The 22678-nt window shown below is 41.7% G+C and carries 22 protein-coding genes and 2 riboswitches; of the genes, 10 read left to right on the forward strand and 12 right to left on the reverse strand.

Annotated elements, in window-relative coordinates; translation table 11 throughout:
• Positions 1–36: 36 nt before the first annotated feature.
• From HMPREF2686_RS06895 to HMPREF2686_RS06920, 6 genes are all read right to left on the reverse strand, one after another.
• Positions 37–1797 (reverse strand): ABC transporter ATP-binding protein, encoded by a 1761-nt coding sequence (locus HMPREF2686_RS06895; protein WP_049486256.1) that lies wholly within the window; start codon positions 1795–1797, stop codon positions 37–39.
• Entirely contained in the window at positions 1790–3592 is a 1803-nt protein-coding gene (locus HMPREF2686_RS06900; RefSeq protein ID WP_021153784.1) for an ABC transporter ATP-binding protein, read from the reverse strand. The genes HMPREF2686_RS06895 and HMPREF2686_RS06900 overlap by 8 nt, the downstream gene beginning before the upstream one ends.
• On the reverse strand, positions 3589–4035 hold the full coding sequence (locus HMPREF2686_RS06905) for a MarR family winged helix-turn-helix transcriptional regulator (protein WP_021153785.1): 447 nt from the start codon (positions 4033–4035) through the stop codon (positions 3589–3591). The genes HMPREF2686_RS06900 and HMPREF2686_RS06905 overlap by 4 nt, the downstream gene beginning before the upstream one ends.
• A 135-nt stretch (positions 4036–4170) precedes the next feature.
• A complete protein-coding gene (locus tag HMPREF2686_RS06910) occupies positions 4171–4581 on the reverse strand; it encodes a peptide deformylase (protein WP_024054812.1) in 411 nt (136 codons plus the stop codon).
• Between the two features lie 247 nt (positions 4582–4828).
• Positions 4829–5728 (reverse strand): fructokinase ScrK, encoded by a 900-nt coding sequence (gene scrK / locus HMPREF2686_RS06915; protein WP_003016958.1) that lies wholly within the window; start codon positions 5726–5728, stop codon positions 4829–4831.
• Positions 5729–5887: 159 nt separating this feature from the next.
• Positions 5888–7807: a sucrose-specific PTS transporter subunit IIBC gene (locus tag HMPREF2686_RS06920; RefSeq protein ID WP_003008594.1), complete on the reverse strand. Its 1920-nt coding sequence runs from the start codon at positions 7805–7807 to the stop codon at positions 5888–5890.
• Between the two features lie 377 nt (positions 7808–8184).
• Between HMPREF2686_RS06920 and HMPREF2686_RS06925 the strand changes: the two genes are divergently transcribed.
• The 10 genes from HMPREF2686_RS06925 (at position 8185) to thiE (ending at position 17883) form a co-directional block, all read left to right on the forward strand.
• Positions 8185–9639, forward strand: a complete 1455-nt coding sequence (locus HMPREF2686_RS06925; RefSeq protein WP_070449913.1) for a sucrose-6-phosphate hydrolase — start codon at positions 8185–8187, stop codon at positions 9637–9639.
• Positions 9620–10585: a LacI family DNA-binding transcriptional regulator gene (locus tag HMPREF2686_RS06930; RefSeq protein WP_049486254.1), complete on the forward strand. Its 966-nt coding sequence runs from the start codon at positions 9620–9622 to the stop codon at positions 10583–10585. The genes HMPREF2686_RS06925 and HMPREF2686_RS06930 overlap by 20 nt, the downstream gene beginning before the upstream one ends.
• Positions 10586–11055: 470 nt before the next feature.
• Positions 11056–12192, forward strand: a complete 1137-nt coding sequence (gene lctO, locus HMPREF2686_RS06935; RefSeq protein ID WP_049474070.1) for an L-lactate oxidase — start codon at positions 11056–11058, stop codon at positions 12190–12192.
• A gap of 190 nt (positions 12193–12382) precedes the next feature.
• A riboswitch (TPP riboswitch) is annotated at positions 12383–12471 on the forward strand.
• A gap of 151 nt (positions 12472–12622) precedes the next feature.
• Positions 12623–13183 carry an ECF transporter S component gene (locus HMPREF2686_RS06940; RefSeq protein ID WP_049486253.1) on the forward strand — a complete coding sequence of 187 codons (561 nt, stop codon included), beginning with the start codon at positions 12623–12625 and terminating at the stop codon, positions 13181–13183.
• On the forward strand, positions 13184–14569 hold the full coding sequence (locus tag HMPREF2686_RS06945; RefSeq protein WP_049474072.1) for an ATP-binding cassette domain-containing protein: 1386 nt from the start codon (positions 13184–13186) through the stop codon (positions 14567–14569).
• Between the two features lies 1 nt (position 14570).
• Positions 14571–15221 carry an energy-coupling factor transporter transmembrane component T gene (locus HMPREF2686_RS06950; RefSeq protein WP_049474073.1) on the forward strand — a complete coding sequence of 217 codons (651 nt, stop codon included), beginning with the start codon at positions 14571–14573 and terminating at the stop codon, positions 15219–15221.
• 10 nt (positions 15222–15231) lie between these two features.
• Entirely contained in the window at positions 15232–15921 is a 690-nt protein-coding gene (gene tenA, locus HMPREF2686_RS06955) for a thiaminase II (protein WP_049506470.1), read from the forward strand.
• 6 nt (positions 15922–15927) lie between these two features.
• Complete coding sequence (thiW, locus tag HMPREF2686_RS06960) at positions 15928–16452, forward strand: energy coupling factor transporter S component ThiW (protein ID WP_049474075.1); 525 nt, start codon at positions 15928–15930, stop codon at positions 16450–16452.
• Positions 16452–17255: a hydroxyethylthiazole kinase gene (locus HMPREF2686_RS06965; protein ID WP_049474076.1), complete on the forward strand. Its 804-nt coding sequence runs from the start codon at positions 16452–16454 to the stop codon at positions 17253–17255. The genes thiW and HMPREF2686_RS06965 overlap by 1 nt, the downstream gene beginning before the upstream one ends.
• Positions 17248–17883, forward strand: a complete 636-nt coding sequence (thiE, locus tag HMPREF2686_RS06970; protein WP_049474077.1) for a thiamine phosphate synthase — start codon at positions 17248–17250, stop codon at positions 17881–17883. Before HMPREF2686_RS06965 ends, thiE begins: the two co-directional genes overlap by 8 nt.
• 42 nt (positions 17884–17925) lie before the next feature.
• Here thiE and thiD read toward each other — a convergent pair whose 3' ends face one another.
• The 6 genes from thiD to HMPREF2686_RS07000 form a co-directional block, all read right to left on the reverse strand.
• Positions 17926–18717 (reverse strand): bifunctional hydroxymethylpyrimidine kinase/phosphomethylpyrimidine kinase, encoded by a 792-nt coding sequence (gene thiD / locus HMPREF2686_RS06975; protein WP_049474078.1) that lies wholly within the window; start codon positions 18715–18717, stop codon positions 17926–17928.
• Between the two features lie 86 nt (positions 18718–18803).
• A riboswitch (TPP riboswitch) is annotated at positions 18804–18901 on the reverse strand.
• 115 nt (positions 18902–19016) lie between these two features.
• Entirely contained in the window at positions 19017–19448 is a 432-nt protein-coding gene (gene nusB, locus HMPREF2686_RS06980) for a transcription antitermination factor NusB (protein ID WP_049474079.1), read from the reverse strand.
• Positions 19441–19830, reverse strand: a complete 390-nt coding sequence (locus HMPREF2686_RS06985) for an Asp23/Gls24 family envelope stress response protein (RefSeq protein ID WP_003005404.1) — start codon at positions 19828–19830, stop codon at positions 19441–19443. The genes nusB and HMPREF2686_RS06985 overlap by 8 nt, the downstream gene beginning before the upstream one ends.
• 36 nt (positions 19831–19866) lie before the next feature.
• Positions 19867–20427, reverse strand: coding sequence for an elongation factor P (gene efp, locus HMPREF2686_RS06990; RefSeq protein ID WP_049474080.1), 561 nt, complete (start codon positions 20425–20427; stop codon positions 19867–19869).
• Positions 20428–20575: 148 nt separating this feature from the next.
• On the reverse strand, positions 20576–21682 hold the full coding sequence (locus tag HMPREF2686_RS06995; RefSeq protein ID WP_049474081.1) for an SPFH domain-containing protein: 1107 nt from the start codon (positions 21680–21682) through the stop codon (positions 20576–20578).
• 8 nt (positions 21683–21690) lie between these two features.
• Positions 21691–22659 (reverse strand): TIM44-like domain-containing protein, encoded by a 969-nt coding sequence (locus HMPREF2686_RS07000; RefSeq protein WP_049474082.1) that lies wholly within the window; start codon positions 22657–22659, stop codon positions 21691–21693.
• Positions 22660–22678 lie beyond the last annotated feature (19 nt).

The raw sequence follows: 22678 nt of genomic DNA on the forward strand, positions 1-22678 counted from the left end.
TTTCACTTTGCATTTTACGGGCTTTGTATCTTGTTGTTACGCTACTTCTTCTGTGAATTGGCTATTGTAGAGATCAGCATAGAAGCCATTTTGGGTCATGAGTTCTTGGTGATTACCCTGCTCGATAATATTTCCATCTTTCATCACGAGAATCAGATCCGCATTACGAATAGTGGACAAGCGATGGGCAATGACAAAGGAGGTCCGGCCTTCCATGAGTTTGTCCATAGCTTTTTGAATCAACTCTTCTGTACGGGTATCGACAGATGAGGTTGCTTCATCCAAGATAAGAAGCGGAGCATCCTTCAAGAGGGCACGCGCAATGGTCAAGAGTTGCTTTTGACCCACGGACAAGGTCACTGAATCATCTAATACAGTATCATAGCCATTCGGCAAGGTCCGAATAAAGTGATGGACCCCAACCGCTCGGGTTGCTGCTTCCACCGCTTCGTCTGAAATATCCGTTTGATTGAAGACCAGGTTTTCTCGAATGGTCCCCTCAAATAGCCAGGTATCTTGCAAGACCATCGAAAAGGCATCATGAACTTCTTCTCGGCTCATGGCCTTAGTATCCACACCATCGATGGTAATTTTACCAGCTTGAATGTCGTAAAAACGCATCAAGAGATTGACCATGGTCGTCTTACCTGCACCTGTCGGACCAACAATGGCCACCTTCTGTCCTGGCTTAGCTTCAGCTGTAAAGTCATGGATAATAGTCTTATCTGGTGAATAACCAAAGCGAACATGTTCAAAGGTAACATGACCTTTTGGCACTTCCAATTGGCGTGTTTTTTGGGATTCATCTTCCATTTCTTCTTCGTCTAAGAATTCAAAGACACGCCCCATAGCAGCACTAGCTGATTGCAATTGGGTAATGCCTTGAGCCATTTGACTAATTGGTTGGGTAAAGATGCGGACATAGGTCATAAAGGCAACAATGGTCCCGATGGTAATGTCTCCATTAATGGTGAGGACAGCCCCAACGATACAGACCATGACATAGCCGAAATTCCCTACAAACTGCATCAAGGGCATCATGATCCCAGAGAAGAATTGGGATTTCCACATGCTATGGTACAAATCTTGGTTGATGGCATCAAAATGATTTTTGGCTTGGTGACGGCCATTGTAGGAAATGACGATATTGTGGCCACTATAGATTTCTTCAACATAACCTGAAACTTTGGCAAGGTTGTCCTGTTGTTGCTTAAAGAGAGGCTGGCTCTTGACCATAATGATGCTGGAAAGAGCAAAACCTGCAAAGACGGACACAATCGCTGTCACCGCCAAGTGCCAGTCCGTCTTAAACATCATAAGGATGGAGCCAATCAATAAGACAATAGAAGAGACCATTTGAACCAAGCTTTGGTTAAAGGATTGGGTCATCAAATCCACGTCATTGGTCACACGAGACAAGGTATCTCCTTGTTCATGGCTATCAAAATATTGGAGGGGCACGCGATTGATCTTCTCAGCAATGGCATTGCGCAAGCGTTCTGCAAAGCGCTGAATCATGGTTGAGATAATGAAACTACTGCTGTAGGACACCAGTGCTCCAACTCCATAAAGGATGGCTAAGGTCAGGGCAATCGAAGTGATCTTATCAATATCAATGGCGCCTCCCATCCCTTTTGTAATGGTATCTGTAATTTCTTTTAACTTATCCGGTCCAATAACCGTGATTACACTCGATACGATCGAAAAGAGGATAGCAATTAGGAAAAATAGGTGGAAGCCCTTCAAATAGGGAGAAAGTTGGCTCCAAAGGGATGTTTTTTGTTTTGTCTTATGCATGTTCCAACTCCTCCTTAGATAATTGTGAATAGGCAATTTCTTGATAGACTTCATTGGTCGCAAGCAATTCCTTGTGGGTACCTTGACCGACGACCTTCCCTTGATCCAAGACCAAAATCAAATCTGCATCCATAATAGTCGAAATCCGTTGGGCAACGATCAATTTGGTCGTATCTGCAAGCTCTTCTTTCAAGGCTTGTCGCAGGATCCGATCTGTTTTATAATCTAGAGCTGAGAAGGAATCATCAAAGATGAGGATCTCAGGTTTGCGAGCCAGGGCCCGTGCAATGGCCAAGCGTTGCCGTTGACCGCCAGAGAAGTTGCTTCCTCCTTGCGCTACTTCTGTATCCAAGCCTTTTTCTTTTGCGGCCACAAACTCTTTGGCTTGGGCCAATTCAAGAGCTTTCCAGATGGCTTCATCCTCTAATTTTCCTTGACTACTTTCTCCAAATTCCATATTGGAGCGAATAGTGCCGCTAAAGAGCACTGCTTTTTGGGGAATATAGCCGACTTTATTATTCAGTTCTTGGTGGCTATAATTCTTGACATTGATGCCATCCACTAAGATCTTTCCTTCTGTTGCATCGTAAAAGCGCGGAATCAAGTTGACCAAAGTGGATTTCCCAGAACCGGTTGATCCGATGAAGGCAACGGTTTGTCCTTTCTGAGCTGAGAAGGTCACATGTTCAATCACAGCACGGGAAGTCCGTCCATATCGGAAGGAAACATCTTGAAATTCAACGGTACCCTCTTGGCCTGTTGTTTCTTTTGACTCACTTGGGAAGGCTACAGACGGCTCTAAAGCTAAGACCTGGTTGATTCGTTTGGCAGATACCAAGGCACGAGGAAGAATAATCAAGATGGCCACCATCATCATAAAGCCAACGACAACCTGCATGGCGTAAGAGGAGAAGGTGATCATATCGGAGAAGACCTTGGTCCGATCCGCTAATGCAGGACTGGTGAAGATCTTTGTAGGATCTTTTGGCATGGCGATATCATTGATCAAGTGCGCCCCAATCCAGTAGATAGCAAGGGTCAACCCACTTGATACCACTGTCATGACAGGGTTCATCAAAGACATCAAACGATAAACAAAGAGATTTAGACGGGTTAAGCCCTTGTTTTCAGCCTGGAATTTCTCATTTTGATAAGCTTCTGCATTGTAGGCGCGAACCACTCGCACCCCAGTCAAACTCTCCCGTGTCGTCGCATTCAAAGCATCGGTCAAACCTTGAACCTTTTGCTGGCGCGGAAAGGCAATAAGAACCAGAACAGAGAGAAGAATCAAGACCATCAAGACCGCAATCCCAACAGACGTTGTCCAGGCACTGCTCTTCCCCCAAATCTTGGTCAGAGCCCAAATCGCCATAATGGGACCACGCGTCACAACTTGCATCCCCATGACAATCATAATTTGTAACTGGGTCAAATCATTGGTTGTACGAGTCAAGAGAGAGGGAACGGAGAATTTCTTGATCTCGGCATCAGAGTAATCCATCACTTGATGGAAAATCTCTCCTCGAAGTCGCGTCGTAAAGCTGGCAGCGACTCTTGAAGCCAAAAAGCCCACAAAAACTGCCATCAAAAAGCTTCCAAAAGAGAAGAGCAACATCTTGCTTCCCGGATCCATAATATCAGAAACCTTGGTCCCATCCTTGGCTAAGAGGGTCGTGATATCGGATAAGTATTCAGGAGTCTTTAAATCCATCCAAACAGCCAGACAGATAAAGACCGTACTAAGGGCAATCATGCCCCATTCTTTGGCAGTTAACCGCCGAAATATATTGATCATTCCTCGCTCCTTTTTTTCATATTCTCATAAAATTGATGCATGACCCTGAAAAAGATGGCCAATTCTTCTTCTGATACACCAGCCATCATATCCTGGTCCACTTCTTCAAAGAATTGTTTCATGTCATTCAATTTATCTTTTACACTGTCTGTTAGGTAGACATACTTGGCCCGTTTATCGGTTGGACTAGGCTCTAGATAAATAAAGCCATTTTTCTCCATGCGCTTGATCAGGTTACTCGTCACGGATTTTGAGATATGAAGTTCCTGCTCAACATCCCGAATCAAGGTCACTTTCCCCTCCTTTTCACGATGAGATAAAAAGCCCAATACCTGACCTTGGGGTCCTGCGCTAAATTCAAGCCCTCTCTTCTTGGCCTCTCTTTCTACCATGAGGTGAATGAGATGACCGATTTTTTTAAATTCTAGTAAAGGTTTGTCCATCATTTCCTCCAAATAGTTCTCTTAAGAACTTTAAAGTTACTATGAGAACTATTTTAACACAAAAAAGATCCCTGTCAAGAAAAAAGTTTCCATAAGAACTAAAAAAAGGAGCCGAATCGACTCCATCCTTCATCTTTAGATAATAATGCCTTCTAGATGATCCATTTCATGCTGACAGATCTGGGCCGGAAAGCCTGACAAATGAATTGTTTTTGCTTTCCAATTCATATCTCGATAGGCCACTGAAATCTCCTCATAACGAGTGGTCGGCCGACTCCCCACCAAGGACAAGCATCCTTCCTCTGTTTGGTAAGGCTTTTTCTTTTCAAGGAGAACCGGATTAAACAGGACCAAATTTTCACTTCCCATTCGGATGATAATCGCTCGCTTTTTCACCCCGATCATATTGGCTGCTAAACCGACACACTCAAGGAGATGAGCATTTAAGGTGTCCTGCAAATCCAAAGCCAAGGTGCGATCCTCAGGTGTCGCTTCTTCTGACTTTTGACCCAAGAATAAGACATCTTTTACAATATTCTTTTTCATTCCTTCCTCACTTCTTGATAGATAGACGAAAGAAGAGAGTGGGACAGAAATCGGTAATTCGTTAGAATTCGATTTCGTCGCCCCACCTCCGCACAGTTGTGTAGGGCTGTAAAAGCTGATGAAATCGGCGTAGTAGAGCCCACTCAACCACTGCGTCTTGCTCGACAATTCAAAGATAACTGAGAGGCTAGGACTTTTGTCCCAGCCTCATCGCTCTTGTTTCTAACCTCTAAGAGACAATTGCTGCTTATTTTTTAAGCTTTTCGCTCACTTCTTTTGCAAGGACAAAGTTCCCCAAGGTCGCTGAACCATTGCCGGCAACTGCAGGTGTCACAATATAATCTCTCACATCAGGTACAGGGAGGTAACCGTTCAAGAGGGCAGTAAATTTCGTGCGAACACGATCTAACATATGTTGTTGAGCCATGACTCCTCCTCCAAAGACAATGACGTCTGGGCGGAAGGTAACTGTCGCATTCACTGCTGCTTGTGCGATGTAGTAGGCTTGAATATCCCATACATTGCTGTTGAGTTCAATGTTTTCCCCACGAATACCCGTACGAGCTTCGAGACTAGGACCAGCCGCAAAACCTTCCAAACAGCCATTGTGGAAAGGACAAACACCCTTGAATTCTTTTTCCACATCCATTGGGTGTTGGGCCACATAGTAGTGTCCCATTTCTGGGTGCCCAGCTCCCCCGATAAACTCACCACGTTGGATGACACCAGCTCCGATTCCTGTTCCGATTGTATAGTAAACCAAGTTTTCGATATGACCACCCGCATTGTTGCGTGCGACCACTTCTCCATAGGCAGAACTATTCACATCTGTTGTGAAATAGATAGGTACATTCAAGGCACGACGGAAGGCCCCAACGATATCTACATTGGCCCAATTTGGTTTTGGAGTCGTTGTGATGAAACCATAAGTGTTTGAATTTGGATCGATATCAATTGGTCCAAATGAACCAATCGCAAGCCCAACTAGATCCTCAAATTTTGAGAAAAATTCAATACACTTATCAATCGTCTCAATTGGCTTGGTTGTTGGAAATTGTACTTTTTCCACAACATTATAGTTTTCATCACCAACCGCACAAACAAATTTTGTACCGCCAGCTTCCAAACTTCCATATAATTTTGTCATGTTGGCTCCTTTTTTATTATGAAAAATATCCTGTATTTATTATAGCATATTTTGTAGTCAATCTTTTTCTCTTCTCTAAAGAAAAAACACACTTTTTTTGAGAAATAAAATTCAAGGACTGGAGATGATAGACCAGTCCTTGAAAACTTATTGTTTCGATTAAGCTTTGACTTCGATGATCGCATCACCCTTCGCAACAGATCCAGTTGCAACAGGTGTGACAGAAGCATAGTCAGCTGTGTTAGTGACGATCACCATAGTTGTGTCTTCAAGACCAGCTGCGGCAATTTTCGCTGCATCAAATGTACCAAGGACATCACCAGCTTTCACTTTATCACCTTGAGCTACTTTTTGATCAAATCCTTCACCGTTCATTGATACGGTATCAATCCCAACGTGGATCAAGATTTCAGCACCATTAGCGGTCTTCAAACCGTAAGCGTGACCAGTTGCAAAAGCAATGGTTACTTCAGCATCAGCTGGTGCATAGACAACGCCTTCAGTTGGTTTGATGGCAATTCCTTGTCCCATCGCTCCACTTGAGAAGACAGGATCATTCACATCAGACAAAGCAACAGCTTGACCAACGATCGGAGAGATAATGGTTTCGTCTTGAAGAGATGCTGGAAGAGCTCCAGTTGTTTCTTCTTCAATAATAGCTTCTGCTTCTTTGTCCTCTGCAGGAACTGATGAAGCTTCATCTTCATAACCAAACATATAAGTCAAACCGAAACTTAGGGCAGTTGTAAATACAACCATAAATACATATTTCAATAATTGACCGTTTAGATAGAGAAGCGTTCCTGGAATAATTGTAATACCAAATCCTGTACCAGCAAGATTTAACATAGATGCAATCCAACCACCTACTGCACCTGCTCCCAAAGCAATAACGAATGGTTTCACATAACGCAAGTTTACACCAAAGATTGCAGGCTCAGTAATACCTAACAAGGCAGAGATAGTTGCAGGAAATGCTAGAGCTTTCACTTTTTGAGATTTAGATTTCACTGCCACTGCTAAAGTAGCTCCAGCTTGTGCAGTCATAGCCGCTGTAATAATTGCATTAAATGGATCTTTTTTATCTGCAGTAATTAATTGTGATTCAAGAAGATTAAAGATATGATGGACGCCGGTAACGACAATCAACTGATGAACGCCACCAATAAGAAGACCTGCAAGACCAAATGGTAAATTCAAAATAAACTTAGTTACATTTAGTACATATTCTTCGATACTGTGGAAGAATGGACCAATAATAAACAAAGCGAGGAATGACATGATTGTCAATGTGAATAATGGAACCAATAACAAATCTAAGACATCTGGAATTTTCTTATGGAGCCACTTTTCAAGTTTCGCACCAATTAGACCAACGAAGAAAGCGGGAAGAACTGAGTTCTGGAATCCAACCACATGATGGAAGATACCAAAGTATGTTGCTGCTTTAGAAGGATCTTCCGCTACAACCCACGCATTTGGAAGTGTCGGACTAACCATCATCAAACCAATTACAATCCCAAGAACAGGATTTCCTCCGAATACTCGGAATGCAGACCATGAAATCAAGGCTGGGAAGAAGGCAAACGCGGTATCAGTTAAAATTGTTGAATAGGTATAAAAATCAGTAGATTTAAATGCATCTGCTGTTGTGCCAAACAAAGCCAAAACCTGGTCTTGAGCAATGGCACCACGAATCCCCATAAACAATCCAGTCGCAACAATTGCTGGTAGAATTGGAACAAAAACGTCTCCAAAGGTACGGATCGCGCGTTGGAACCAGTTTCCTTGTTTAGCGGCTTCTGCTTTCATTTCATCTTTTGATGATGTTGGTAAGCCAAGAGCTACTACTTCATCATAGATCTTGTTTACAGTACCAGTACCAAAGATGATTTGGTATTGACCTGAGTTAAAGAAAGCACCTTGTACTTTTTCAATGTTCTCAACAACATCTTTGTTGATTTTTGATTCATCTTTTACCATCACGCGAAGACGAGTCGCACAGTGAGCAACACTGCTAACGTTCTCAACCCCACCGATTGCATCGATGACCTGCTTTGCAATTTCTGTATTTGACATTTTGCAAAAATCTCCTTATTTTTTGTAATGTAAACGGTTAAATCGTTTCTACGTTTTTAATTGTACCACGTATTGAAAATATGTCAAGCGTTTTGCAGGATTTTTTTGAAACTTTTTTGGACTTTTTGACACCTTTTGACAGTATGAAACTATTTTCATTTTAAAACAGGCCTGTACTACGCTTTTTAGCACTTTAAATCAGACTTTTATTTTCATTTTCTTTCATATTTTCATAAATTTTCAACTTCTCCTCTTTTCTTCAGGCTGCAAAATAGCTGTCAATCGTTTGACATTTTTTGCCATTTTTTTCATTTATCGCTTGCATTTTTAATAGGAAATCGGTACTATGGAAGTAAGAAAAAATTCGGAGGAATAAAATGGAATGGACAACTGAACGTCGTTACAGACGTTACGAAGACTGGACAAAAGAGGAAAAGCAAGCCATCCAAGATCATATGGCCAAATCTCCTTGGCATACACACTATCATGTTGAGCCAAAAGCTGGTCTCTTAAATGATCCTAACGGTTTTTCCTACTTTGATGGAAAATGGATCTTGTTTTACCAAAATTTCCCATTTGGTGCAGCCCATGGGTTAAAATCATGGGTACAAACAGAAAGTGAAGACTTGGTTCATTTCAAAGAAACTGGTGTAACGCTTCTTCCAGACACAGATCTGGATAGCCATGGAGCTTATTCCGGATCAGCCATGCAGTTTGGTGACAAACTATTCCTATTCTACACTGGAAATGTTCGTGATGCAGAATGGGTTCGTCATCCTTACCAAGTCGGTGCTTTGATGGACAAGGACGGAAAGATCGAAAAAATTGACAAAATCTTGATTGATCAACCGGCTGACTCTACGGATCACTTCCGTGACCCACAGATTTTTAATTTCAAGGGTCAATTCTACGCTATCGTTGGTGGTCAAGACCTTGAGAAGAAAGGATTCATCCGTCTCTATAAGGCTGTAGATAACGACTATACCAACTGGGTTGCAGTCGGTGACTTGGATTTTGCAAACGATCGGACAGCTTATATGATGGAATGTCCCAACCTAGTCTTTGTTGGAGACCAACCCGTTCTTCTCTACTGTCCTCAAGGCTTAGATAAATCAGCTCTCGATTATGACAATATCTATCCAAATATGTACAAGATCGGGGCAAGCTTTGACCCAGAAAAGGCCAAAATGGTTGATGTATCTGAATTGCATAATCTTGACTATGGTTTTGAAGCCTATGCCACTCAAGGATTTAATGCACCCAATGGACGTGCCTATGCTGTTAGCTGGCTAGGTCTTCCAGACGTTTCTTATCCAACAGATTCCTATGACTACCAAGGAGCTCTCTCACTGGTCAAAGAATTAACCATCAAAGATGGCAAACTCTACCAATACCCAGTTGAAGCGATCAAGGACTTGCGCGCTGAGAGTGAGGCATTTGCCAACAAGGCTCAAACCAAGAACTGCTATGAATTGGAATTGCAGTTTGAAAAGGATAGCCAGAACGAAATCGTCCTCTTTGCCGATGCAGAAGGGAAGGGCTTAGCTCTCACATTTGATCTGGCTAAAGGATTGGTCACAGTCGATCGTAGCCAGGCTGGTGAGCAATATGCCCAAGACTTCGGTACGAGCCGTAGCTGCACAATCGCTAACCAAGCGACAACCGCTAATATTTTCATTGACAATTCGATATTTGAAATCTTTATCAATAAAGGAGAAAAAGTATTTTCTGGTCGGGTCTACCCACATGCAGATCAAAATGGAATCTTGATCAAGTCTGGAACCCCTACTGGAACTTACTACGAACTTGATTATGGTCGCAAAGCTAACTGATGTCGCCAAACTCGCCGGTGTCAGCCCTACTACTGTCTCACGGGTCATCAATAAAAAAGGATACCTATCTGAAAAAACGATCCAAAAAGTCCAAGAAGCCATGCGAGAATTGGGATATAAACCTAACAATGTTGCTCGTAGCCTCCAAGGAAAATCAGCCAAGTTAGTCGGCTTGATCTTTCCCAACATCAGCAATGTTTTCTATGCTGAGTTAATCGACAAACTAGAGCACCAACTCTTCAAACACGGCTATAAAACCATTATCTGCAATAGTGAACACGACTCCGAGAAAGAGCGCGAATATATTGAGATGTTGGAGGCTAACCAGGTAGATGGCATCATTTCAGGAAGTCATAATTTGGGCATTGAAGATTACAACCGGGTAACTGCTCCTATCATTGCTTTTGACCGCAACCTCTCCCCAGAAATTCCGGTTGTCTCTTCAGACAACTACGCTGGAGGGATCCTCGCAGCTGAAACCCTCGTCAAGACTGGGGCTCAAAACATCATCATGATCACAGGAAATGACAATTCCAACTCCCCAACAGGTCTTCGCCATGCAGGTTTTGCTTCAGTCTTGCCAAACGCTTCTATCATTAATGTCTCCAGTGATTTTTCACCCATTCGCAAGGAAATGGAAATCAAACAGATCTTAATCCACCAAAAACCAGATGCCATTTTTGCTTCGGATGATTTGACAGCTATCTTAATTATGAAAGTCGCTAAAGAGCTGGAAATTCCAGTTCCTCAACAGCTTAAAGTGATTGGTTATGATGGCACCCAGTTCGTCCAAACCTTTATTCCAGAGCTCACAACCATCCAACAACCGATCAAAGAGATCGCAGTCTTGACAGTAGACCTCTTGCTTCAAAAAATCGACGGTCAAACCGTTGCAACGACAGGCTATTTCTTGCCGGTTAGTCTTCATTCCGGCAACAGCGTCTAATTCCTTGCTATATAGTTCCTTCTCTCAATTTTCAAAGGCTGGACACGCGTTTGCCCAGTCTTTCATTTTTCATCGTAAATTTTCAAATTAAGATTGATAGAATTTTTAGGAAAATGAGGCTGGGACAAAAGTCCTAGCCTCTTCTTGTTTTTGGAGTGTCGAGCAAGACGCAGTGGTTGAGTGGGCTCTACTACGCTGATTTCATCATCTTTTACAGCCCTACACAACTGTGCGGAGGTGGGACGACGAAATCGAATTCTAACGAATGACCGATTTCTGTCCCACTCTCTATTTTGTGTAATGGATCAGTGTTAACCTGCACTTTCTTTTGGAACATAAGTCATTCTTTTATTTCATCATCTCTCTTTAAATTGAAAATGACAGACAAATTTTTTGAAAATCGTTTGCAAATAAGTTAAGATAGGTGGGTAAGAAAAGAGTAACCGCTTACTTATGAAGGAGGACATTTTATGTCATATAAAACAAGCAATGCAGAAGGACCTGTAGATTTTATTAACACTTATGATTTGGAGCCTATGGCTCAACAAGTCATTCCAAAAGCTGCTTTTGGCTATATCGCTAGCGGAGCAGAAGATACCTTTACATTGCGTGAAAACATCCGAGCTTTTAACCATAAGCTGATTGTCCCTCATACGCTTTGTGATGTGGAAAATCCAAGTACTGAGATTGAATTTGCTGGTGAAAAGCTATCTTCACCCATCATTATGGCTCCAGTTGCAGCTCATAAATTAGCCAATGAACAAGGGGAAGTGGCTACTGCGCGCGGGGTACATGAGTTTGGTTCCCTCTATACTACAAGCTCCTACTCTACAGTTGATCTTCCAGAAATTACGCAAGCCCTTCAAGGGACTCCTCATTGGTTCCAGTTCTACTTTAGTAAAGATGATGGGATTAACCGCCACATTATGGATCGCGTGAAGGCAGAAGGTTATAAAGCGATCGTCTTAACGGCAGATGCAACTGTTGGGGGGAATCGTGAGGTTGATAAACGTAATGGTTTTGTCTTCCCAGTTGGAATGCCAATCGTAGAAGAATACCTACCTGAAGGTGCTGGTAAGTCAATGGACTTTGTCTACAAATCAGCTAAACAACGCCTCTCTCCACGAGATGTAGAATTCATCGCTGAATACTCAGGCCTACCCGTTTACGTTAAAGGTCCTCAATGCCGTGAAGATGTTGAACGTTCTCTTGCTGCAGGTGCATCTGGTATCTGGGTAACCAACCACGGTGGACGTCAAATCGATGGTGGCCCAGCTGCCTTTGACTCACTTCAAGAAGTTGCTGAAGCAGTTGACAAACGTGTACCGATTGTCTTTGACTCTGGTATTCGGCGTGGGCAACATGTCTTTAAGGCTTTGGCTTCAGGAGCTGACTTGGTAGCTATTGGTCGCCCCGTTATTTATGGCTTAGCTCTGGGCGGTGGTGTAGGTGTACGCCAAGTCTTTGAACACTTGAATGCAGAATTGAAGACCGTGATGCAACTATCTGGAACTCAGACGATTGAAGATGTGAAACACTTCAAACTTCGTCACAATCCATATAATCCAACTTTCCCAGTAGATCCTCGTGATCTGAAATTGTATTAATAAGAAAAGAGGGAGTGGGACAGAACGAATGTTTACTAAAAATCGTTCCTTGTCCCACTCCCTATTTGTTTTAGAGAGTACAAACAGGATGTACACGGAAAATGGTATCATAAACTTTGTAAATACATTTTTTAACAAATATCTTGCTAGAGATTTCATTTTCTGTTATACTGATGAGTAAATAATATTATAAAGACATTTGGGGTGCTTTAGGCTGAGATGATACCCATTGAACCTGCTACAGTTAATACTGGCGAAGGGAAATGTGAAAAGGTTTTTTTCGTGTGTCGAAAAGAACTGTCTAATCTTATAAGCAAAACTCTAATTCTTGATTGTAATTGGAGTTTTTTAATTTTTACCAGATAGACTAGATGTAGAGTATTGTGGTACGTCTTTCTTAAATGCCCGACTGTCTTAAAAAGGAGTTTTTATGTTTAAAAAATGGCGTTTAAAAGATGTTATCTTACTTGCTTTCTTGTCTATCTTTTTTGGTGGCGTTTTTGTAGGTTCAGGATATCTATATAATATTTTGACTATTGGCTTAACACCTCTAGGTTTACAGGCTTTTGCCAACGAAATATTATTTGGTCTTTGGTGTATGGCTGCACCTATTACGGCTATTTTCATCCCAAGAATCGGTAGTGCAACTATTGGAGAAGTTTTAGCTGCCCTTGCTGAAGTCCTTTACGGTAGTCAATTCGGTTTAGGAGCTCTATTATCCGGTTTGGTTCAAGGGTTAGGAAGTGAATTCGGCTTTCTTATCACCAAGAATCGTTATGAAAGTTGGCTTTCACTGACAGCTAATAGTATTGGAATTACACTCTTTAGCTTTGTCTATGAATACATTAAATTAGGTTACTATGCCTTTTCTCTTCCTTTCGTACTATCCTTGCTTTTGGTACGTTTTGCATCAGTATTTTTCTTCTGTGCGATTCTAGTTCGTACTACGGTCAAACTTTACCATCAGTTTTCTGCTGGGAGTGAAGTATAGATGGGGGTGGAATTAAAGGGGGTTGTCTATCCCTCTTTCACAAAGCCGATTGACTTTACATTTCAATCCCAAGCCTTTACTTTATTGGTTGGAAAAAGCGGTTCGGGTAAATCAACCCTTTTTCAAATTATTGCCCAACTCAGTCCAGTGCCATATAGTGGTCAGATCCTTATCGATGGAATTGACATGAGACAACTTTCTGTAGCTGAACGTGTCCAATTGGTCGGTATCCTATTTCAAAACCCCAACCATCAATTTACCATGGAGACCTTGTTTGAGGAATTGGTCTTTTCCTTAGAAAATATTGCTTATCCAATTCAGGAAATTGAATCTAAAATAGCGGAAGTTGTGGAGAAATGTAGAAGCCAAAAAATTCTCCACCGTCCGATTCACCAATTGTCAGGTGGAGAAAAACAAAAAGCGGCCCTAGCAGTACTCTTTGCCATGAATCCTAGTGTCTATCTTTTAGACGAACCCTTTGCATCAATTGATCGTAAAAGTCGGCTTGAGATACTAGGGATTTTGAAGGAACTGGTTGAAGCAGGTAAGACGATTATCCTCTGTGATCATGATTTGTCTGACTACGAAGCCTATATCGACCATATGGTTGAACTAAGAAATGACGAAGTCAAAAAAATATTCAAAATCCCTTCCTCTGAAACTAGAGAAGTTTTTTCAAAGGAAGTCGGCAATTGTCAGGATCTTTTCCATCTGAAACAAATGACCTGTATCCTAAATGATTCTCCTCTCTTTTCCATTCCTGATTTTACATTTTATGAAGGGGTTTCCTGTATCCTAGGGGATAATGGTGTTGGGAAATCAACCCTCTTTCGTTCCATTCTCCAATTTCAGAAGTATAAAGGGAAGATTCATTGGAAGAATAGGCTATTAAAAAAGAAAAAAAGTCTATATGATGAGATAACATATGTGGTACAAGAGGCGGATAAGCAGTTTATCAGAGCCAGTCTCAAGAAAGAACTTCAGTTAGATGACCTAGATAATGAGAACGATAAAAGAGTCAAGGAAGTCCTGCAATTGTTTGATTTGGAGAATTCCTTAGATAAGAGTCCCTATCAGTTAAGTGGAGGACAACAAAAGATGGTTCAATTATTAACGATCATGACAAGTCAAGCCACTGTTGTCTTATTAGATGAACCGTTTGCAGGTTTAGATGATAGGGCTTGCGATTATGTTTGTAGGTGGATAAGGGAGGAGTGTCAAAAAGGACGTAGCTTTTTAATTATTTCCCATCGTTTAGATCCGCTTGTGTCACTAGTTGATTACTGGATTGAAATGACATCTACAGGGTTAAAATATCTTAAAGAAGTTTCTATCACAAGGCCACTAAGATCTCGTGGTATAGGAAATAAAACGGAGGTGAGATAGAATGGTTAAAGTCCCCACTCAAACTCCGGTAACAATCCTCTTTTTACTACTTTTATCCTTGGAAACCTCCTTTGTTCCATCGGTTCCTCTCAATCTATCGGTTGCCTTCTTTTGCATCGTCTATATGTGCTTTTATCGCAAGTTTCATATGATGATTTGGATGGTTTTCTTGGCTATCCTACCAGGCTTTGCCAATTACTGGGCAGTTCATTTACATGGAGATGTTTCCCAAGCAGTTTTACTTGGAACCAGGGGTTTTGTGACAGTTTGTATAGGGATTGTATTTATCTCAAGCATCTCACTAAAAGAGTTACTCTTGTATTTGGCACAAATGGGATTGTCACGGTCTTGGGCCTATGCCTTGTTAGTGGTTTTCAATGCTTTTCCGCTGATTCAGAAAGAAATTAAATCCATAAAGGAGGCCTGTTTGTTACGAGGGCAAAAATTGCATTTTTGGTCCCCTTTGATTTATAGCAAGGTCTTGATTAGCGTCTTTAGATGGCGACATCTATACTTAAGAGCCTTATCAGCACATGGCTATGATGAAGATGCCATGATAGAAAAGTCCTATCGGAACTTTTATATTCCCAGACAGACAAAAATCATCTACCTACTTATCTATTTAACCCTTCAAATCAGTCTGTTTTTATAAAGGAGTTATTATGGAATTTACAGATATTGCTATGGAATTATCCAGGGAGGCCTGGCAGGCTTCCTTTCAGCACCCTTTTATTTTACAGTTACAAAAGGGAAATTTAGATCCTTCCATTTTTCGCTATTACTTGATTCAGGATGCCTACTACTTAAATGCCTTTTCAAAAGCCTATGATCACTTAGCTGAAAAAACTTCAAAACAAGAAATGAAGAGACTTTTGAAACAAAATGCTCAGAGCTTAGTCGAAGGTGAGTTATTTATCCGTCAACAGTTTTTCAAGGAGCTGGGGATTGATGACAAGGAAATGGCAGAGCAGCCGATTGCTCCAACCTGCTACCATTATATTTCGCATATTTATCGTCAATTTGAAGAAGAGAACGTAGCCATTGCTTTTGCGAGCTTGCTCCCGTGTCCATGGTTGTACCATGACCTAGGTAAGGCACTTAATCTTCGTCCTTCACCAGAAGTCCTTTATCAGAAGTGGATTGAAACTTACATTACAGATGAACTCGAACAGCAAATAAAAGAAGAGACGGAACTAGTCAATCAACTCTACAGTGAAAGTGACGAGCTAGACAAGAAAAAAATGCTCGAAGCCTTCCGAATTAGCGTTTATATGGAAGCACAGTTTTGGGAAATGGCCTACCAGCATCAAACATGGAAGAGCACTTTACAGGCTTTAGAAAAAGGAGATTAATGAAAAATGAAAACCAACCAATTACAAATTCATAAATTAACCGTCTTATCCATGATGATTGCCCTCGATGTGGTTCTGACACCTATCTTCCGTGTCGAAGGAATGGCACCTATGTCTAGTGTTGTGAATATTTTAGCAGGAACCATAATGGGACCAGTCTATGCTTTAGTCATGGCAACTGCGACTGCTTTTATCCGTATGACAACACAAGGAATTCCTCCTTTGGCCCTAACAGGAGCTACCTTTGGAGCTCTACTAGCCGGACTCTTTTACAAATATGGTAGAAAATTCTACTTTTCTGCCTTAGGAGAAATCATCGGTACAGGAATCATCGGCTCTATTGTCTCTTATCCTGTTATGGTATTTTTCACAGGCTCAGCTGCAAAACTCAGTTGGTTTATTTACACACCACGATTTATCGGAGCTACCTTGATCGGGACAGCCATAGCTTTTGTATCATTTCGATTTTTAATTACCCAGAAATTCTTTAAAAAGGTACAAAGCTATTTCTTTGAAGAAAGGATTGAATGATGCATACCTTCCAAAATCCCTTCCCTCTATCTGAAAGTCATTTAATCCATTGTATCACTAACGAAATTTCCTGTGAGATGGTCGCTAATGCAATTTTGGCTCTGGGATCTAAGCCAGTAATGGCAGATGACTCCAGAGAGGTCCTTGATTTTACCAAGCAAAGTGCAGCTATCTTATTGAATTTAGGACATTTGTCAGCTGACAAGGAGCAAGCAATTCTTAAGGTAGCATCCTTTGCAGCTAAATCCTCGCTACCTATGGTTTTAGATGTGGTTGGCGTCTCTGCCTCTCCTATCCGCAAAACCTTAGCAATGGATATTTTGAAATATTCTCCAACCATTATTAAGGGAAATATGTCTGAAATTCGAAGCCTAGTGGGTTTGAAGCACCATGGAGTTGGAGTGGACGCCAGCCAGAAAGATCAAGAAACAGCAGATCTAGTGAGTGTCCTGAAAGACTGGTGTCAAGGCTATCCAACAAGTACATTCTTAGTTACCGGTCCTAAAGATCTCATCGTTTCATCTAATCAAGTTGCCATTTTGACAAATGGTTGTCTAGAACTGGACTGGATCACAGGAACAGGAGATCTTGTAGGCGCTCTAGCTGCGGTCTTCCTTAGTCATGGGACTACAGCCTTTGAGGCATCTTGTCTCGCAGTGTCTTATCTGAATATCGCTGCAGAGAAAATTATAGACCGAGAAATGGGGCTAGAAGACTTTCGTTTACAGACTCTTAATCAATTGTCTCTCTTAAAAAAGGATGCCAACTGGTTAGATGCAATCAAAGGAGGCTATTATGCTTAAAGAAACGCTTAGACTGTATCTGGTTACGAATCGCTACCAAGATCCGCTTGAAACCTTCCTTAAAAAAGTTGAGCAAGCTTGTCAGTCAGGTGTTACCATGATCCAGCTACGAGAAAAACAGCTCACGACCAATCAGTATTATGAACTTGCAAAAATGGTGAAACAAATTACCGATACTTACCAAGTTCCTTTGATTATCGATGATCGTTTGGATGTGTGCCTAGCTGTCGATGCTGCAGGACTTCATATAGGAGATGATGAACTCCCAGTTTCAGTAGCCAGACAAGTCTTGGGCACAGAGAAAATACTAGGTGTAACTGCAAAAACAGTGAAAAGAGCACTCGAAGCAGAAGAATCTGGGGCGGATTACTTAGGAACAGGAGCAATTTTCCCCACAACAACCAAGGAAAATGCCCCTATTACCCTCATTTCTACCTTAAAGGACATCTGCCAAGCAGTCGGTATTCCAGTCGTAGCGATTGGCGGTTTAACTTGTGAAAATATCCATCAACTTTCTGGAACAGGTATTGCTGGTATCGCAGTAGTTCGTGATTTGATGCAGGCAAGAGATATTGAAGCAAGAACCCAAGAATTTTTAACAAAATTAGATCAAATCATCTCTAAATAAAAACTCTCTCATTCCCAATATATGGGGAATGAGAGAGTTTTTTTAATCTTTATAAGTTGTATGGTTAACAGGACCAGAACCATGCCCAAGTTCAGGGGCATCTTGGATAGCTCTTGTGATAAAAGCCTTGGCCTTATCAACTGCTTGATAGAGGCTTTTCCCTTTTGCAAGCTCAGCAGTGATAACTGCAGCAAAGGTACAGCCAGTACCATGGGTATGGCAAGTTTGAATTCGTGGACTTTCCCAGACAAATTCTTCATCCTTTGTGAAGAGGAAATCTTTGGCACCACCTTCGAGGTGTCCTCCTTTGATAACAACTGATTGAGGCCCAAATTCTTTTAGGATCAAACGCCCAGCCTTTTGCATATCTTCTTGGTCTTTGATAGAAAAGCCGACAATTTCTTCTGCTTCAGGAAGATTGGGTGTAATAATCGTTGCAAGAGGCAGCAAATTTGTTTTGAGATAGTCTCTTGCACTTGTATCAATTAAAGCGTCTCCACTAGTAGCTACCATCACAGGATCAAGCACATAGGGACAATCAAGTTGCTTTAAGTAGGGTTGGATCATCTCCATGATTTTCGTAGTCGCAAGCATACCAGTTTTTACAGCTTGAGGGGAAATATCTGAAAAAACACTTTCCAATTGAGCTTTCAGCATTTGAGGAGAAACATGCTCTATTAATTGAACCCCCCTGGTATTTTGAGCGACAAGACTAGTTACAACGGCCATTCCATAGACACCTCTAGCTTGGAATGACTTTAAATCAGCCATTATTCCAGCTCCACCGCTAGGGTCAGTTCCAGCAATTGTTAGAGCAACGGGTAAATAAGTCATCTAAAACCTCCCAACCAGCTGAAGTTTGTATTTGGTAAAACAAGATAAAGTCTGTATCAAGAAGTCAATTAGTGGCTTATAAACCATTGTTATTTTGTCCACTTCCATCAACTAGCATTACCTAGATCGAGTCAAAGGGTCTAACAGTCGTTAATCTCAGCTTTACGCACCCCTAGTGGTTGTTTTCTTTTTTCTTTAGTATAGCATATTTTTATACTTTATATCGTAAGATTAGATTAAAATTAGGTCCAAAATAGATATTTCCTTCAATCAAAAAAGAGCCCGCGGGCTCTTTTATACTATGCTTCTGTCACAAATTGACTGAGAACACCATTGACAAAACGTGATGAAGTCTCATCTGAAAAGGCCTTAGCCAATTCGACTGCCTCATTCACAGCAACAATCTGTGGAGTGTCAAACTCTGTCATTTCAAAAATTCCAAGGCGCAGAATATTTTTCTCTACCAAGGTCAAGCGTTCTACTGTCCAACCAGGCTTCAAATGTTGACCGATTTGTTGGTCTAATTGATCTTTTGACTGATAAACGCCGGTCACGATATTCAAGAGAAAGGCCGGAAGATCAACTGTTGCATCTTCTGCCACGTCCTTATCATGCAGATAAGCAAAGCGACAAGCTTCGACAATGTCTCCATCGTACTCCAAGGCCATCAAGGCTTGGAAAGCACGCTCGCGTAAATCTCGACGTGATTCTAATAAAATTTCATCAGTCATTGAGGAAGTCCTCATTAAACAAGTCTTTCAAGTCTGGTTTTGGAGATTTTTCTGTTGCAATCCCTACAACGTGGATATTAACCGCATCCAAGGTGACATCCGCCATATCATACACAGCAGATTTCACAGCCTTTTGGATCGCTACTGCTACAGATGGTACCGCCACTCCATATTCAAGGTAGAGATAAATATCCACTGAGACCTGACCGTCTTCTTCTGTATGAAGGTAGACGCCACGACCAAGTGAGCGTTTTGAAAGGCTATCTGACACGCTCTTATTTTCAAGAGAGTAAACTCCCTCTACTTTTGCCGTTGCAATCGCAATAATTTTTTCTAATACACGTGGTGCAATAACGATGTCACCAAATTGTTCAGTTGCCATAGAAGTTCCTTTCTATTTGACACCCTGAGAGATCTCTTACGCACGAGAAACGTAAGTTCCTTCTGCAGTGTTGATAACGAGTTTTTGTCCTGCTTCGATGAAGTCTGGAACGTTTACAACAAGTCCTGTTTCCATTGTTGCTGGTTTTCCAGAACCAGTCACTGTAGCACCTTTGATCGATGGTTGAGTTTCTGTGACTGTCAATTCAACAGTAGTTGGTACAGTTACCCCAATCACTTCATTTCCGTAGAATTGAATTTTCACTTCTGAATTTTCAAGAATGTAAAGCAATTCATTTTCAACATTGACGACAGGGATTTCGTATTGGTCATAAGTTTCTGTGTTCATGAAGTAGGCTGTGTCGTCCATTTGGTACAAGTATTGGGCTGGGACAGTCTCAAGAATCGCTTGTTCAAATTTTTCTTCTGGACGGTAGCTTGTGTCAAATGTAGAACCAGTACGGACATCACGTAATTTCATCCGCATGATGGTATTTCCTTTACCTGGTTTGTGGTGACTTGCTTCCAAAACGCGAATCAATTTTCCATCTGCTGTGACAAACGTCATACCAGCTCTTAATTTACTTGCTTCGATCATGTTTTATTACCTCTTTTTTTAAAAATAGATTACTCTTTATTGTAACACACTATTTGATTTTTCTCAAACAGCAATCTTTTCTTTTTAGGAAGGAAAGAGTGCAGAGACTAGCGATTGGAGACTCTACATCTCTGAGCCTAGTTCCCTTCTATTCGTCAACAGGGACAATATTACCATCCGCATCTTTGGTCACATGGACATATTTGCCATCCACCTCAATGTAGAAGGTTTTGGGCTTGTCTTGAGCTGGTGCTGCTTGTTGTTGCAGATCATTTCCCAGAGCTTGACCCAGATTCATCCCCATAATCATATTCATGCCATTGCTACCTTCATTTTTGGCAGCTGCCACCAAGGCCTCATTGCGGGCGCGACGCTCTTCAATTTCGATGGTATTGTACTTCATGGCTGCCAATTCACTGTCCAGTTTATTAACCTTGGCCATACTATCAGCATCGTAGCTCAGATCTTCGATCAGGACATTGGTTAATTCAATACCATATAATTCTGACCACGTTTTGTTGACTTCGCGTTTTGCGACTTCATTGAAGACGTCTTGGTCTGCATTGATATTGTAGATATCTGCCTTATTTTCAGCCGTATATTTTGAAAGGGCGACGGCAATTTTTGGAGCGAGGTTTTGGCGCAAGGTTCCCTGAGCTACATCTTCCAAGGTAAAAGGTTTATCTGCCGTAATTTGGCGACTGACTGCACTGACATAGAAAAGAACCGGATCTGCTATTTTGACATCATAGAGACCATAAAAGCGAATGCTCAGAAGCTGTTGGTAACGGTCGCTAAAGTACTCAACTGGATTTTGAGTGCCAAATTTATTTCCTGTAAAAGGTTGCATCCGCACAAAAATAATTTCTTGTTGGGTGACCACTTGGCCTCCAAATGAGAAACGATTCTTGAACTGATCCCACGTTCCTTTCACACCACCCTTTTCAAACAACCAGGCATTTTCACCGGCTTGCCATTCGTGACTCCCTGCTTCTAGAAGGTCTCCTAGAAACGTTCCATTATTGACCAAGAGAGCAACATAGCCTTGGGGAACAATGACAACAGAGCCATCTGTCAATAGACCCGTATTTTGGTTGCTCTGACGAGAGCGCCCATCTGGATCTTTGGTCAAGAGCTGTCCCTTAATGGCCAAAGCTGTTGCTGGAACAGCTTCCGGCAAGGTAATGGCTTCCTTAAATTTACTATCTTGAAAACTTGAAATGCCCGCTGAAAGGGCTGCTTTAATAAATCCCATACATTCTCCTATCTGTAGAATTCAATTTCATCCACAACTTCGTAGACATCCAAGACCCAATCTTTTGGATTGTGCTTCAAGGATGCTTGGCAATATTCACACTTGTCGATTGAATCGATCGTTAGTGGCGCACCACAGTTCGGACAGTGATCACTAACGACTTCTGAATTCTTAATGATCTCTGTCTGGGCTCCATGTTCACGGAGGAAGACCATGCGGTAAACGGTAAAGAGATCTTTGGTTGGATCCCCTTCGATCACACGACCCGTTTCATCATTTCGAATGTAATCTCTCATCGTCGAAGACAGAATGACTTCAATGCGGTCATTGCCTTCTGGATTTTCGATAAAGTCTTTGATCTTCGAATCTTCCACACATACGCGCTCTAGAACATTGGTTGTTTTGGCACGAATATGCTCTTGCAACTGCGTCAAGTGCTGCTCATAAAGACTCGTACTTTCTAAGTTCCGCACAGAATTCCAATCTTTTTCTGTCCAGGCAGACTGCAATTGAAGATAAACCAGCTTAACTTGCGACAAGAAGCGGTCTTCATCAAACATTGGATCCAGTTTACGGATGCGGCGAATCGCTTCATAGTTGTTCTCAATTGGTCGACCCGCCCGTTCTTCGGTTGTCCGTTTTGGACCACTATTTGAATAGGACGAATCATCACTCTCATTAGCCTCTTTTGCAATATTATAGACAAATCCAATCAATCCAATGATGGCGACAACTGCTACCGCCCCACCAGAGTCTGATCCAGAACTAGAACTGTAGCTACTGGATCCACCAGACCAGCTACTGCCACCAGACCAGCTACTTCCCCCTCCAGACCAGCTACTACCACCACCACCGCCAGAATGAATAGTGCTACTACCACCACTATGCGTATTGCCGACACCAGCATGAGCAGAAGGAGCAAATGCAAATAGAAGGGCTACTAGAAGAATTCCCAATACTAAAATTCGTTTTTTCATAGGCCTCATTTCTTATCTT

It is taken from the genome of Streptococcus sp. HMSC057G03, assembly GCF_001808745.1.
In the GTDB taxonomy this organism is placed as follows: Bacteria; Bacillota; Bacilli; order Lactobacillales; family Streptococcaceae; genus Streptococcus; species Streptococcus parasanguinis_Z.